The organism is Robiginitalea aestuariiviva (assembly GCF_029537735.1).
Lineage (GTDB): Bacteria > Bacteroidota > Bacteroidia > Flavobacteriales > Flavobacteriaceae > Robiginitalea > Robiginitalea aestuariiviva.
In genome coordinates this window covers 101,523-115,367 of record NZ_JARPUQ010000001.1, presented here as the reverse complement: position 1 = coordinate 115,367, position 13,845 = coordinate 101,523, and the positions used below count along the sequence as shown (strand labels likewise).

Here is a 13,845-nt window from a genome sequence, read left to right as displayed (position 1 = left end):
TCGTTTACATCTACCCGTGCTTCTACTTCGTCAATGGCAGCCTGCACATCGGTGGCTGCCAGGCCGGAAGTGGTGTTGTCATAGGGGTTGGAGGCGGCCCGGGTATCCAGGACCTGGGTAGCTCCACTTTCATCCGTATAGGTGTAGGTACCGTCCAGATTATCGACCAGGGTAGAAAGGGAGGTGTCGGAAATGGTAGTGGTATTCCCGGAGGCATCCGTAAAGGTGTAGGTGCCGTCTGCATTGTCCGTAAGGGAAACGGTATTGGTAAGGCCGTTAATCTCGTCCAGGGCGGCCTGCACATCGGTGGCTGCCAGGCCGGAAGTGGTGTTGTCATAGGGGTTGGAGGCGGCCCGGGTATCCAGGACCTGGGTAGCTCCACTTTCATCCGTATAGGTGTAGGTACCGTCCAGATTATCGACCAGGGTAGAAAGGGAGGTGTCGGAAATGGTAGTGGTATTCCCGGAGGCATCCGTAAAGATATAGGAGCCGTCCCCGTTGTCTACCATAGACACGGTGCCGGCCGAGGCGGCGAGCTCGTCCAGGGCGGCCTGTACGTTGCCAGCCAGCAGGCCGGAAGCGGTATTGTCGTACAACAGGTTACTGATGGTTACCTGGGTATAATCGATTTGGGCGTCCGTAACGGCATTGTCCTGCAACTCATCCGTACCCACGGCGTCCGGCGCAATCTTGTCTGCATTGATGGCATTGTTCTGAATGTCCTGGCTGCCCAGGCTAAAGTCCACCACGTTTTCGCTCCGGATTTCCCCCACCTCAAAGTTCAGGGAGTCTCCAATGGCCGTGATTACAATGGTGGGTGCGCTGTTTACAATGGCCTCGGCCGTAAAATTCAGCCGCAGCGCCTCGCAGATGTTGATCCAGGCGGCCCCGTCAAAATAGAAGAGGCAGTCCTCGTCCGTGTTGTACACCAGGGCCCCCGGGCTGGGGGTGATGGCGGTCATCTGCGCCCCGGTCATCCGGTTGATGACAAATACGCGGTTGGTGCTCTCCAGTTCCAGCAGGGAGGCAGGGTCAATGGTTTGGGGGTTGTCCCCGATCTTGACCTGCCCGTGCAGGGTGGCGGCAAGCAGCAGGAGCAGCCCCGTAAGAAGGAAGTTTTGTTTCATGGCCGTTGCGTTCTTCCGGCGTCCGCGGGCATGCGGAAAGGCGACGTGTCATTCCCCTTTTTACGCCGTTTGTTCTAAAACAAATGTAATGTTCCGCATCTATAACGCCGAACTGCCCGGAATATTGGTTGCATTTTAACGATTCCGCCCCGCACCCAGCGGATTTCCGGCCGGATGCCCCGCAGATCAATTAACATAAGTTTAAGTTGTGCGGGTTTTTTTTTCGTACTGCATCCCCTTTCTTTATCTTTAATAAGGAATTCAATGGCTATGCAAAAGGTTTGGATTTGGGTTTTGGCCTGTTTGTGGATACTGCCCGTTGCCGCCCAGGATGCGGATGCGGACCGGCCCCTGCTTCGGGGAACGGTATTGTACCGCAACAGCCCGGTGCCCAACGAAAATGTGATCAACAGCACGGCCGGCCTGGCCACTATTACGGACGAGCGGGGGGAATTTGCTATCCCTGCCCGCCTGGGGGACGAACTGGTCTTTATGGCCCTGAATTACGAGCTGAAGGTGGTGACGGTGGATGCCCCCACCCTGCAGCGCAACCGCCTGGTGGTGGAGGTCAATGAAAAGGTAACCCAGCTGGACGAGGTAACGGTGAGCCCGGAGGACCAGCAGGAATTCCTGCGGCTGCAGAACGAAGAGTTCAAGCAGTTCGACTACGAGCCGGACGCCACCTCTGAGGTCATAAACATAGCGGAAGACCCCACCGTGCGTGGCATGCAGAACGGGCTGAATTTCGTAAACCTCTTTAAACTCCTTACGGGGACCTACAAGAAATCGGCGGCCGATGAGGGACCCACCCTGAAAATGAGCGATGTGCTCCGTCAGATTTACGACGATGCCTTTTTTATCCGCGATTTGCGCATTCCCCCGGAACGCATAGCGGACTTCCTGACGTATTGCGATGCCCAGTTGCCGCCCCGCAGCCTGCTGCGCAAGGAAAACGAATTTGAACTCATCGATTTTTTGGTCAACCAGAGTGAGGCTTTCCACAAGACCCTGGAATAGGGGAGCCCTGGCCTTTTGGGGACTCTTGTTCCTCTGCATCCTGCCGGGCCCTTTGCGGGCACAGCAAGGCGGGCTGTTGCGCGGGCAGGTGGTGGAAGAGGGGCAGGGCATCACGGATGTACACGTGCTGAACCTCTCTGCCCAGACCGCTACCATCACCAACCCCACAGGGTATTTCTTCCTGGCAGCACAGGCCGGGGATACATTGCTTTTTTCGGCCGTTCGCTACCGACGGACTTCCCTGGTGGTGAGCCAGGCCATGCTGGAGGCCCCGGAGATTACCGTGCCCCTGGAACCCTTTGTGAATGAACTGGACGAGGTGGTGGTGACTCCCTATCACCTTACGGGAGACCTGACGCGGGACCTGGAGCGCCTGCCGGAAAAGGAAGTGGTAAACGCCTGGACCCTGGGGTTGCCCAATGCCAATGCCCGCAAATTCACCCCGACCGAAAACCGCCTGAACGAGGCCACCACGGGGGCGGGTATTGTACCCCTGAACCCCATCCTGAACGCCATTACCGGCCGCACCAAACAGCTCAAAAAACAACTGGCCTACGAACGGCGCTATGCCAAGGCAGAGCAGCTACGGGTGCAGTTTACGGACAGCGTACTGATCCGGGAACTGGGCATCCCCGCGGGCCGCATCCCGGACTTCCTGTATTTTTGCGAAGTGGATTCCCTCTTTGAACCGGTGGCCGATTCCGGAGACCGGTTGCGCCTATGGGCTTTTCTGAGGCGGAAGAGCAACGAATACCGGGGGTATAATTCCGTGGCGGATTAACCGGTTCTGGCATGGCTGTTGCAAGAAATACTTCGAAACGCAAGAAAATGAAACAACGCATCCTTTTATTGGCCCTGGTACTGACCCTGAGCAGCTTTGGCCTGGCCCACAAATTTTATGTAAGCGTGACCAACGTGGAGTACTCCGAAAAGAACGCCTCCCTGCAGGTGATCAGCCGGATTTTTATCGACGACCTGGAAGCGACCCTGCTGGAGCGTTATGACCTGAAGGCCGGCCTGGGTACCCCGGAGGAATCCCCCCTGGCCAAGGCGTATATAGAGCGGTATTTCCGGGCCAAATTTGCCCTGGAGGTAAACGGGGACCCGGTGGAATACACCTTCCTGGGTACACGCACGGACAAGGACCTGCTGGTTTGTTACCTGGAAGTGCCCAACCTGGAGGCCGGTACGCTAACGAGCATCGGGGTGCGCAACGACCTGCTGACAGATATGTTCGAAGAGCAGAAAAACCTGGTCCACCTGAAGGCACTGGGCAAGAAGCACAGCCTGGTGCTGGTGCGCGAGAACAATAAAGGAATGTTAAACTTGTAACACTTTCCACAGCTTTTGGGTCTAAAATGTTAATTTCCCGCGTCAAAAAATCGAACAAACCAATATGAAATGTAAAGCCATTCTTTCCGCTGCCCTGTTTCTTTCGGGGATAGCGATGTTTGCCCAGGAAGAACCTGCGGCCCCCGAAAAGCAACCGGGGCATTTAAACCAAAGCAAGTTTCGCCAGCTCTACCAGGAATTTGCCACCCCGAATACCTTCCGTTCGGCCAGCGGCGCCCCCGGGCCGGACTACTACCAGCAACAGGCGGACTATCGCATGGACATCACCCTGGACGATAAAAACGCCAAAATCTACGGGGAGGAAACCATTACCTACCACAACAACTCTCCGGACAACCTGGAATTCCTCTGGGTGCAGCTGGACCAGAACGTACGGGCCAAGGATTCCAAATCCCCCCTGCGCAATGGTAACGGAGTGCCCCTGGCCTACCGCACCGGCAGCTTTGCCGGGGAATACCTGGGCGAACCCTTCGACGGCGGCTTTAACATCGAATACGTGCGGGATGCTGGCGGCAAGCCGCTTTCCTACACCATTAACCAGACCATGATGCGGGTAAACATCCCGCAGCCCCTGGCCAGTGGCGCCAGCATCTCCTTTAGCATCAAATGGTGGTACAACATCCCGGACCACACCGTTAACCGCGCCCGCTCCGGATTCGAGTATTTTGAAAAAGACGGGAACCGGGCCTATGTGATTGCCCAGTTCTTCCCCCGTATGGCCGTGTACTCCGATGTAGAAGGCTGGCAGAACCACCAGTTCTGGGGTAGCGGTGAATTCGCCCTGCCGTTCGGAGACTACGAGGTTAATATTACCGTGCCGGCAGACCACGTGCTGGATGCCACCGGGGAATTGCAGAACCGGAAGGAAGTGTTCAGCCGGGAAATGATGCGCCGCTACGAGCAGGCCAAAAAGACCTACGACGAGCCGGTGATGATCGTGACCCAGGAAGAGGCCGAAGCCGCAGAGAAGGGCTTTGCGGACAAGACCAAAACCTGGAAGTTCAAGGCCAGCAATGTGCGTGATTTCGGCTTTGCCACCTCCCGGAAATTTATCTGGGATATGATGGCCGTAAAACTGGGCAACCGGGACGTGATGGCTGTTTCCCTCTACCCCAAGGAAGGGAACCCCCTGTGGGAAGACCTCTCTACCAAGGTGGTGGCCAGCACCCTAAAAAGCTACTCGGCCCACACCTTCGACTACCCCTATCACAAGGCCATTTCCGTACACGCCAAAAACCAGGGGATGGAATATCCGATGATATGCTGGAACTACGGGCGGCCCAATGAGGACGGCACCTATTCCGACCGAGTAAAATACGGCATGATTTCCGTGATTATTCACGAGGTGGGCCACAACTTCTTCCCCATGATCGTGAACTCCGACGAGCGGCAGTGGGGCTGGATGGACGAAGGCCTGGATACCTTTATGCAATACCTGGCCGAACAGGAGTTTGGCGAGGCTTATCCCCAGGTGATCGAACCCAACGAGAACTACCCTTCCCGCCGTGGCGCCCCTGCGGCTATTGTGCCCTATATGGCGGGCGACCAGAGTTTTATTGCCCCCATTATGGCTAACCCTGAGAACGTGTACCAGCTGGGCCCCAACGCCTATGCCAAGCCGGCTACCGCCCTGAACATCCTGCGGGAAACCGTAATGGGCCGCGAGCTGTTTGACCACGCGTTTAAGACCTATGCCCAGCGCTGGAAATTCAAGCACCCCACCCCGGAGGATTTCTTCCGCACCATGGAAGATGCTTCTGCTGTAGACCTGGACTGGTTCTGGAGGTCCTGGTTCTACACCACCGATTATGTGGATATCGGAGTAAAGGGCGTGAAGAAATACTATGTATCCGACAAGCCTACCCAGCAAATGAAGGAATACATGGCCAACAACGGGATTACCGAAGCCCAGCTGCCGCCCCTGGTGTACCTGGCGGAAGAAGACAGCGAGGACTACGACCCCAATCTGAAGGGCAAGAAACCCTCCGAGGTTTCCCAGCCGCTGAAGGAGTTTATGATGGATAACATGACAGCCGAGGAGCGCAACCGGGTAGAGGAACCCAAGTTTTTCTACGAGGTAACCTTTGATAAGCCGGGAGGCATCCCCATGCCCCTGATTGTGGAATACACCTATGCAGACGGCTCTACCGAGCGGGTAACCTACCCCCCGGAGATCTGGCGCAAGAATGACCAGGAGGTAAGCCGGGTGATTTCCTCCACCAAGGAGTTGGTGGGGATTATGGTAGACCCGGACGCCGAAACGGCGGATATCGATACGGCCAACAACCAGTGGCCGGCCGATAAATCCCCTTCCGAATTCGAGCAATTCAAGGAGCAGATCAAAGGTCGCTAAGCCCGTAAAACCTGAAAAAGTCCCGATGTTGCCCATCGGGACTTTTTTTATGGGGAGGTCTTAAACTTGATTATATTTGTGCTATGTCTACCGTATTACTTTTTATCAGCGGCGCCGAAATCTTTTTCATCCTCTTCATTGTGGTGATGGTATTTGGCGCGGATAAGATCCCAGGTATTGCCAAGGGATTGGGTAAAGGCATGCGCCAGCTTAAGGACGCCACCGAAGACATTAAGCGCGAAATCCACAAAAGCGCCGAAAAACAAGGTATCGATACTTCCTTTACCAAGGAGATCGAAGAAGACATCCAGGCCGTAAAACGGAACCTGGACGACGTAGGCGGCACCATTAGCCGCAAATAATCCTGCACTATGCTGGAACACCTCCTGCAATGGGACCGCGAGACCCTGATCTACCTGAACAGCCTGGGCATTGAGTCCTATGACGGCTTCTGGCAGGCCGTAACCGATATAGCCACCTGGATCCCGTTATTCCTGCTGCTGGCCGCATTGTTGTTCTGGAAGTACGGCCGAAGGGAAGGGGCAGCGATCTTGCTGGCTACCCTGCTGATGCTGGGGTTTATGCTGTTGCTCACAGACCTGACCAAGGAGTGGGTGGGGCGGCTGCGCCCCAACAACGAGCCGCAGGTCAATACGCTGATCCGCATCCTGAGGCGCCCTTCCTCCTTTAGTTTCTTTTCGGGCCATGCCTCCACTTCCTTTTCCATCAGCACCCTGGTTTTCCTCTTTTTAAGGCCGCATTTCCGTTGGGCCGCCTTGCTGTTTCTCTGGCCGTTGCTCTTTGCCTTCAGCCGGATTTATGTAGGGGTACACTATCCGATCGACATCCTGGTGGGGACTCTGGTGGGGATTGCGATAGCCATGGCCTGGTACGGGTTGTACCAGCGCCTTATTCCACGGTACATACGGTAAGCCCGTCCCGGATGGGCAGCAATACGGTCCGAAGCCTGCGGTCCGAAGGCAGGCGCGCATTCAGTTCCTGCAGGATGGGAGTAACCTTGTCTTTTTTCTCCGGGGGGTCCAGTACCTTCCCGGACCAGAGCACATTGTCCAGCAGGATGAGGCCGCCTTTCCGGGTCTTGGGGAGGACGGCTTCCAGGTAGTCGGGGTATTCCTTTTTTTCCGCATCGATAAAGACCAGGTCGAAGGTCAGGTCCAGTTTGGGGATAACTTCCAGGGCCGGGCCCAGGTGTTGGAAAATCCGATCCCCGTAGGGGCTGCGATCAAAGTACCTGCGCTGCATTTCCTCCAGTTCCGGATTCAGGTCTACAGTGTGCAGGGCTCCGTCTGCAGCCATCCCCTCGGCCAGGCAAAGGGCGGAATACCCGGTATAGGTCCCAATTTCAAGAATGTTTCTCGGATGTGCCAGGCGGGAGATCAGGCTCAGGACCCGCCCCTGGAAATGCCCCGTGATCATGCGGGGGCGCAGCACTTTCAGGTGGGTTTCCCGGGTGAGTTCTTGCAGGAGCTCGGGTTCTTCCTCGCTGCAGCGGGCAATGTAATCTTCCAGTTGGGGCGACAGAAAATGCATGGGCGTACAGGCTTTGTCCAAAAGTAGGGAATCCCCACAAGAACATCAGAGGCGGTATGGGCTGAAAATGCCGTGGCACCCTCCCGGGAATTCCTTACTTTCGAATCCCAACCTATAGGCAATGGAGGCAACCATCAGACCCGCCCGCACATCCGACCTGCCCGTGCTGCGCGACATGGAGCAGGGCCTTATCCGCGATGAGCGCCCTTTTGACCCGACCATCCGGCCCAACCCGGTGGCCTATTACGACCTGCCAGCCATGCTGGAAGACCCGCATACACACCTGGTGGTGGCCGAGGCCGATGGGCAGGTAGTCAGTTGTGGCTATGCGGCCCGCCGCACCCCACGGCATTACCTGGACCATGCTGCCTATGCGCTGTTTGGCTTTATGTATACGCTCCCCGAATTCCGCGGGCAGGGCCTGAACGGGCAGGTGATGGCCGTGCTTCGGGAGTGGGCCCTGGAGCAGGGGCTTACCGAGATGCGCCTCACGGTGTATTCCGGGAACCACCCGGCGCTTAGGGCGTATGAGAAGTTTGGATTCAGGCCGCATATCCTGGAAATGCGGCTGCGGAAAGGGGAGGAGTAGCCTCGGTTTTTTTATTTTTTTGCGGAGGGGGTCCCCCCGCCATCCCACCCAATTCCAAAATACCCCCCAACCCCGCAACCCCCTTGCAGGCCTTCCCTGGCAGATCGCCGCAGACCTTCCCGCTTTTTGCCCGGATCGTCGTATTTTTGGCCAAAACATCGCCATGGAGTTTCAGAATACCGAAGCCTTTGCCCGGTCCCTGGACCGGGAAGACCCCCTGGCCCCCTTCCGGGAGGAATTCCTCTTTCCTCAGGAAGGGGGGAAGGACGTGATCTATTTTACCGGGAATTCCCTGGGGTTGCAGCCCAGGGGGGCGAGGGCTGCTGTAGATGAGGTCATGCAGGACTGGGAAGCCCTGGCGGTAGAGGGCCACTTTAAAGCCGACCGGCCCTGGTGGACCTACCACGAAGCCCTTCGGGCCCCCATGGCCGCCATTGTAGGGGCCATGCCGGAGGAGGTCACGGTCATGAATACCCTGACGGTGAACCTGCACCTGCTCATGGTTTCCTTTTACCGGCCCCGGGGCAAGCGGGTCAAGATCCTCTGCGAGGAAAAGGCCTTCCCCTCGGACCAGTACATGCTTAAGAGCCAGCTCCGCTTCCACGGGCTGGACCCGGCCGAAGCCCTGGTGGAGGTTCGCAAACGCCCGGGAGAACACCATTGGCGCACCCCGGATGTGCTGGAGGCCATCGCGCAGCATAAAGACGAACTGGCCCTGGTACTCATGGGCGGGGTGAACTACTACAACGGGCAGGTTTTCGATATGGAGTCCATTACCCGCGCGGCCCAAGATGCCGGGGCTGCCGTAGGTTGGGACCTGGCCCATGCCGCCGGTAATGTACCCCTTAAATTGCATGAATGGGGGGTGGATTTTGCCGCCTGGTGCACCTACAAATACCTGAACAGCGGCCCGGGCAATGCCTCCGGGGTGTTTATCCACCAGCGCCACCTGGGGCGGGAAGACCTGCCCCGCTTTGAGGGATGGTGGGGCACCCGGCGGGAAACCCGCTTTCTGATGGAACCGGAATTTGATGCCGCCCCCTGTGCGGATGCCTGGCAACTGAGCAACCCGCCCATCCTCTCCCTGGCTCCGCTACTGGCCTCCCTGAAACTCTTTGAGCAGGTGGGCATGGAGGCCCTGCAGGCCAAAAGCCGCAAACTCACCGCCTATCTGGAATTCATCCTGAAGGAGGTTGACCGGGAGGTAGACAGCACCTTCGAAATCATAACGCCCCCGGCTCGGGGATGCCAGCTTTCGGTCTTTTTGCACGGGGAGGGGCGCCCCCTTTTTGATTACCTGATGGCTCAGGGGGTGATTGCGGACTGGAGGGAACCCAACGTTATCCGGCTGGCCCCGGCGCCTTTCTATTGTTCCTTTGTCGATATGTACCGCTTTGGCCAGATCCTGAAAACCGGAATCCAGGCCAAAGGCAAGGGCTAAGCCCCCCGGGTCCCTAAAAACAACCACCCTTGAACTCCCTGAAACTCATCCTCACCCGCCGCCGGTATTTTGCCCCGGCCTGGGTCTTTGCCAGCCTGAACCTCTGGTTCGGGACCTGGGCCATCTATATCCCCAGGGTGCAGGCGCGCCTGGAGATTGACAAGGCCCAGTTGGGGATTGCCATCTTTTTCCTCTCCCTGGGGGTGTTTACCATTTTCCCCATTGCCTCCCGCCTGATCAACCGCCTGGGGGTGGGGCGAGCCACCTGGTATGGGGTGGTTTCCAGCAGCCTTGCCGCCCTGCTGCCCCTGCTGGCCTGGGATTACATTTCCCTGATGGCGGCCCTGTACCTGTTCGGGATGAGCAACGGCTTTACGGACATTTCCATGAATACCCTGGTGACGGAAATCGAAAAGGAAGACCAGCAGCACTTTATGTCTGCGGCCCATGGGTTCTTCAGCCTGGGGGGCGTACTGGCCGGGCTGGGCAGCTTCCTGATCCCTTTTGTGGGGCTCCCGCCCCTGCATATGGCCGCTGTGGTGGTAGTGGTTTTCGGGATTAACCTTTACCTGCGCCGGCAATACCTGCACATCACCGCGGCCCCGGTACATCAGGAAGGGGTAAACCTGGGGTTGCTTAAACCCCTCTTGCTGCTGGCGGTCATTTCCTTTGTGGTGATGGGGGGCGAAGGCGCTGTGGTAGACTGGAGCGCCCTGTACCTGAAAGAGGTCAGCCAGGCACCAGCCTGGCTATGGGGCAGCGGGTTCCTGGCCTTTTCCACCACCATGACCCTGGGGCGCTTTCTGGGCGACGGCATCAGCCGTAAAATCGGTTCGGTGCGTATGGTAGGCATGGGCAGCCTGGTGGCCCTGGCCGGCTACGCCGCCGTACTTACGGAATGGGCCCTGGCCGCCCTGTCCGGGTTTGCCCTGATCGGCCTGGGGTTCTCGGTTATTATCCCGGAGCTCTTCCGGATTGGCGGGAAGGTGCCGGGGGTGGATTCCTCCAAGGGCATTGCATTGATTGCCGGTGCCGGATATGGGGGGTTCCTGGCCACACCTCCCCTGTTAGGGTACCTGGCGGAGGGCTATTCCCTGCAGGTATCCTTCTGGGTGCTTGCGGGTTGTGCTCTGCTGGTGCTTTTGGCTACCGCCGGGTTGGGCCGCAAAGGCTGATCAGTTTACTTCAATCCCCGTGAAATACAGTTTAAAACTGCCGTCTGCATTCTGGTGCATGGTAGCGATCTGCAGGCCGCCAAAGTCCTTATAGTCTTCCCAGGTGGAGGTCAGGGAAGGCTCCGGCTGGTTGCCGCGACGGAAATTCCATTCAAAGACCCGGTCGTTTTCGTCCAGGAAAAAATCATAGGCGTCGCCCGGGGTGTAGCCCCCGTCGCCCTGATACACAATGGTGAGCTTATTGCTGGTTTTTCCGGATAGGGGGGCGGCCACACCTTCCTCGTAGGTGTGGGTAAAGCTTTCCCGGTCCCATACCCATTGGAAGGGGGCCAGCATCCAGTATTTGTCATTGATAAAACCGCCGTCTGCCTGGGCCAGGGTAGAATCCACAGCGCTGCGGAGGTAGGAGACGGTATCCCCCTGGGCAATGCGGGTGACGCGTTGGCTGCGGACGTCCCAGATCCAGCTGCGCTCGTAATGGGTAGTGTCCCGGTCTACATTAAAAGTGAAACGGATTTCGGAAACGCCCTTCCAGTGGTCGTAGCCGTGGGCTTGTGCCAGGCGGTCCAGCAAGGGGAGTTCTGCCGGGGTTTCCGCGGCGGGTTCGGCCTTCTTGTCCGAAGGTTTGCAACTCATGATGGCCATCAGGCCCAGCAGGGGTAAAAACAGTTTCATAAACAGGTCTTTTTTCAAAGATACGGCCTTTTCTTTCGGGAATTCCTACATTGGGTGCCCACCAGATGTGACCCCGGCCCAAAAACGGTGTCACAAGGAAAACAAATCTCGCAAGCCAACCCGGATTGGAAACCGACCAGTCATACGACCACCTCGCAGACGAGGATTTGGTAGCGGAAATCGTGCGGTCCCGCAACGCCCTGTTGTTCGGGGTCCTCTACGACCGGTACGCCCAGCGCATCTATAACAAATGCTATGGGTTTGCCCGGTCCGAAGCCGAGGCCCAGGACCTTACCCAGGACGTATTCCTGCACCTTTTCCTGAAGTTACCCAGCTTTAAGGGCCGCTCCCGGTTCTCGACCTGGGTATATTCGCTTACCTATAATTTCTGCGTGAATTACGTGAACCGGGACAAGCACCGCAAAATGGCGGACAAGCAGGTCCGGGAGGCCGAGATCGGGGACGAGGCCGCCTATCCGGAGGTGGACGAGGCCGAAATCCTGCAGATGCGTTCGGATAAACTGGCCAGGGCCATGGCTGCCCTGGAAGCGGACGACCGGGCCATCCTGTTGCTGAAGTACCAGGACGAAGCCTCTGTTAAGGACATACAGGAATTGATGGACCTGGGCGAGAGTGCCGTGAAGATGCGCCTGAAGCGGGCGCGAGCCAAATTAGTTGAACAGTACCGAAAACTTCCATAGATGTCACAGAAGAACCCATTTAAAGAGCTCGAGAAATCGTTGCTGGAAGTACCTCCGGAAATGAAGCAGAAGGTCATGAGCGATATTGCCACGGCCCGGCTCATGCTGGATATCGGTACGCTGATGACTTATAGCGGCCCCGAGTCCCTGGAACAGACCCTGCGTAAACGCCGCAAGAAAAAAGATTAATCGCAAGCCATTCAAACCCTTACCTCATGGAAACTATTGACCACTGGAAAGAAATTACCCTGTCTTCCTTAAAAAACATCGGGCAGGAGGTCTCCTCCGCCCTCCCCAGCCTGGCCGGCGCCCTGCTGATGCTGGTGCTTGGCGCTTTTGCCATCCGTATTGTCCTTTGGGCCACCCGCAGGCTGTTACGCGTCTCCGGTATCGATCGCCTGAGCGAAAAGCTCAATGAAGCGGACCTGTTTGGAAACCCGGAGATGAAACTGGACCTGGGCAAGATCCTGCTCGGCTTCCTGAAATGGTTGCTCTACCTGGTGCTGGTCATTATCCTGGCGGATATCCTGAACTGGACTATTGTCTCTACCGAGATCGGAAACCTGCTTCGGTACCTGCCCCGGTTGTTCAGCGCCATCGCCCTGATGCTGATCGGGCTGTATATTGCCTCTTACATCCGCAAAGCCATCCGCTCCCTGTTTGAATCCCTGGAACTGAGCGGTTCCAAGATCATCAGTAACCTGGTTTTCTACGCCATTGTGCTGATCGTTTCCGTTACCGCCCTGAACCAGGCCGGGATCGATACCACCATCATTACCGGCAATGTTACCCTGATTTTGGGGGCATTGCTGCTGGCCGGGGCCATCGGTTTCGGCCTGGGGTCCCGGGAGATATTCACGGACCTGCTGCGGGGATTTTATTCCCGCAAGACCTATATGGCCGGAGACCGCATCGCCATCCGGGACAAGGGGATCGAGGGCACCATCGAGACCATCGATTCCATTACCGTGGTGATTAAAACCGAAAAGGGCAAGGTGGTTTTCCCCATTCGGGAACTGGTGGAAAACCGCGTAGAAATCCTCTGAAAAAAGGACATCCTACGGGCATTTGCTCTTCGGGGTTTCCCGGGCTTTACCTATGCGTTTCACGGGGTCGATTCTTTTGTTTCGGCCCCGTCCTTTTCTTATAAAATCACTATTTTTGACGGGTAATCCCTAAGCACTATGAGCGCAAAAAAAGGAAAGGTACAGGAGCTGATCGATACCCGTTTACTGGAGGAACGCAAGGTTTTTCTCTGGGGGCAGGTAGATGACGATTCCGCCAAACATGTGATAGACAGGCTTATGTACCTGGATCTGCTGAACCACAAGGAAATCCAGCTGATCATCAACAGCCCGGGGGGCTACGTTACTTCCGGGTTCGCTATTTACGACACCATCAAGGCCCTGAAAAGCCCGGTTTCCACCATATGCTCCGGCCTGGCGGCCTCCATGGGGTCCATCCTGCTTTCGGTTGGGGCCAAGGGGCGGCGGTTTGTACAGCCCCACGCCCGGGTCATGATTCACCAGCCCAGCGGCGGGGCCCGCGGGCAGGCGTCCAATATTGAGATCCAGGCGCGTGAAATCCTCAAAACCCGTGAAATCGGGGCGCGCATCCTGGCCGAAAACTGCGGCCAATCTTTCGACAAGATTATGAAGGATTTTAACCGGGACTACTGGATGGATGCCCAGGAATCCGTGGAGTACGGCATCGTAGACGGTATCCTGGAATAGGACCGGCTCTCAAGACATAATCGAAAAGGCCTTCCCGCCAGTGACGGGAAGGCCTTTTCTTGTCTATATAGTGTCGCCGAAGCGTTAAATTCATACCTATATACGCAAAAGGCGTGCCGTACAGATGCCC

At 57.0% G+C, this 13,845-nt stretch carries 16 protein-coding genes; 13 read left to right on the top strand and 3 right to left on the bottom strand.

Features of this window, described 5'->3' with window-relative positions:
• The coding region (locus OZ410_RS00560) for a hypothetical protein (RefSeq protein WP_277705960.1) at positions 1-1,127 on the bottom strand (1,127 nt) is incomplete at its 3' end.
• A gap of 270 nt (positions 1,128-1,397) precedes the next feature.
• Here OZ410_RS00560 and OZ410_RS00555 point away from each other — a divergent pair.
• From OZ410_RS00555 to OZ410_RS00530, 6 genes are all read left to right on the top strand, one after another.
• Positions 1,398-2,144: a carboxypeptidase-like regulatory domain-containing protein gene (locus OZ410_RS00555; protein WP_277705959.1), complete on the top strand. Its 747-nt coding sequence runs from the start codon at positions 1,398-1,400 to the stop codon at positions 2,142-2,144.
• Positions 2,145-2,196: 52 nt separating this feature from the next.
• Complete coding sequence (locus tag OZ410_RS00550) at positions 2,197-2,925, top strand: carboxypeptidase-like regulatory domain-containing protein (protein ID WP_277705958.1); 729 nt, start codon at positions 2,197-2,199, stop codon at positions 2,923-2,925.
• A gap of 47 nt (positions 2,926-2,972) precedes the next feature.
• Entirely contained in the window at positions 2,973-3,476 is a 504-nt protein-coding gene (locus tag OZ410_RS00545; protein WP_277705957.1) for a DUF6702 family protein, read from the top strand.
• Between the two features lie 64 nt (positions 3,477-3,540).
• Positions 3,541-5,850, top strand: coding sequence for a M1 family metallopeptidase (locus tag OZ410_RS00540; RefSeq protein ID WP_277705956.1), 2,310 nt, complete (start codon positions 3,541-3,543; stop codon positions 5,848-5,850).
• 83 nt (positions 5,851-5,933) lie between these two features.
• The gene (locus OZ410_RS00535) at positions 5,934-6,212 is read left to right on the top strand and encodes a Sec-independent protein translocase subunit TatA/TatB (protein WP_277705955.1); all 279 of its coding nucleotides are present in this window, start codon (positions 5,934-5,936) and stop codon (positions 6,210-6,212) included.
• Positions 6,213-6,221: 9 nt separating this feature from the next.
• Positions 6,222-6,782, top strand: coding sequence for a phosphatase PAP2 family protein (locus tag OZ410_RS00530; protein ID WP_277705954.1), 561 nt, complete (start codon positions 6,222-6,224; stop codon positions 6,780-6,782).
• On the opposite strand, the gene OZ410_RS00525 is transcribed toward OZ410_RS00530, so the two are convergent.
• On the bottom strand, positions 6,760-7,401 hold the full coding sequence (locus OZ410_RS00525) for an O-methyltransferase (protein WP_277705953.1): 642 nt from the start codon (positions 7,399-7,401) through the stop codon (positions 6,760-6,762). The genes OZ410_RS00530 and OZ410_RS00525 overlap by 23 nt on opposite strands.
• 121 nt (positions 7,402-7,522) lie before the next feature.
• On the opposite strand from OZ410_RS00525, the gene OZ410_RS00520 reads away from it, so the two are divergent.
• From OZ410_RS00520 to OZ410_RS00510, 3 genes are all read left to right on the top strand, one after another.
• The gene (locus OZ410_RS00520; protein WP_277705952.1) at positions 7,523-7,990 is read left to right on the top strand and encodes a GNAT family N-acetyltransferase; all 468 of its coding nucleotides are present in this window, start codon (positions 7,523-7,525) and stop codon (positions 7,988-7,990) included.
• A 163-nt stretch (positions 7,991-8,153) separates the two neighbouring features.
• On the top strand, positions 8,154-9,431 hold the full coding sequence (gene kynU, locus OZ410_RS00515; protein ID WP_277705951.1) for a kynureninase: 1,278 nt from the start codon (positions 8,154-8,156) through the stop codon (positions 9,429-9,431).
• Positions 9,432-9,460: 29 nt separating this feature from the next.
• A complete protein-coding gene (locus OZ410_RS00510; protein WP_277705950.1) occupies positions 9,461-10,606 on the top strand; it encodes an MFS transporter in 1,146 nt (381 codons plus the stop codon).
• Here the strand turns inward: OZ410_RS00510 and OZ410_RS00505 are convergent, their stop codons facing one another.
• On the bottom strand, positions 10,607-11,281 hold the full coding sequence (locus OZ410_RS00505) for a hypothetical protein (RefSeq protein WP_277705949.1): 675 nt from the start codon (positions 11,279-11,281) through the stop codon (positions 10,607-10,609).
• A gap of 125 nt (positions 11,282-11,406) precedes the next feature.
• Between OZ410_RS00505 and OZ410_RS00500 the strand changes: the two genes are divergently transcribed.
• The 4 genes from OZ410_RS00500 to OZ410_RS00485 all read left to right on the top strand — a co-directional run bounded on the left by OZ410_RS00500 (position 11,407) and on the right by OZ410_RS00485 (position 13,715).
• Positions 11,407-11,982 carry an RNA polymerase sigma factor gene (locus tag OZ410_RS00500; RefSeq protein ID WP_277705948.1) on the top strand — a complete coding sequence of 192 codons (576 nt, stop codon included), beginning with the start codon at positions 11,407-11,409 and terminating at the stop codon, positions 11,980-11,982.
• Positions 11,983-12,171 (top strand): hypothetical protein, encoded by a 189-nt coding sequence (locus tag OZ410_RS00495; RefSeq protein WP_277705947.1) that lies wholly within the window; start codon positions 11,983-11,985, stop codon positions 12,169-12,171.
• Between the two features lie 26 nt (positions 12,172-12,197).
• The gene (locus tag OZ410_RS00490; RefSeq protein ID WP_277705946.1) at positions 12,198-13,028 is read left to right on the top strand and encodes a mechanosensitive ion channel family protein; all 831 of its coding nucleotides are present in this window, start codon (positions 12,198-12,200) and stop codon (positions 13,026-13,028) included.
• Between the two features lie 138 nt (positions 13,029-13,166).
• Positions 13,167-13,715: a ClpP family protease gene (locus tag OZ410_RS00485; protein WP_277705945.1), complete on the top strand. Its 549-nt coding sequence runs from the start codon at positions 13,167-13,169 to the stop codon at positions 13,713-13,715.
• The last annotated feature ends 130 nt before the right edge of the window (positions 13,716-13,845 follow it).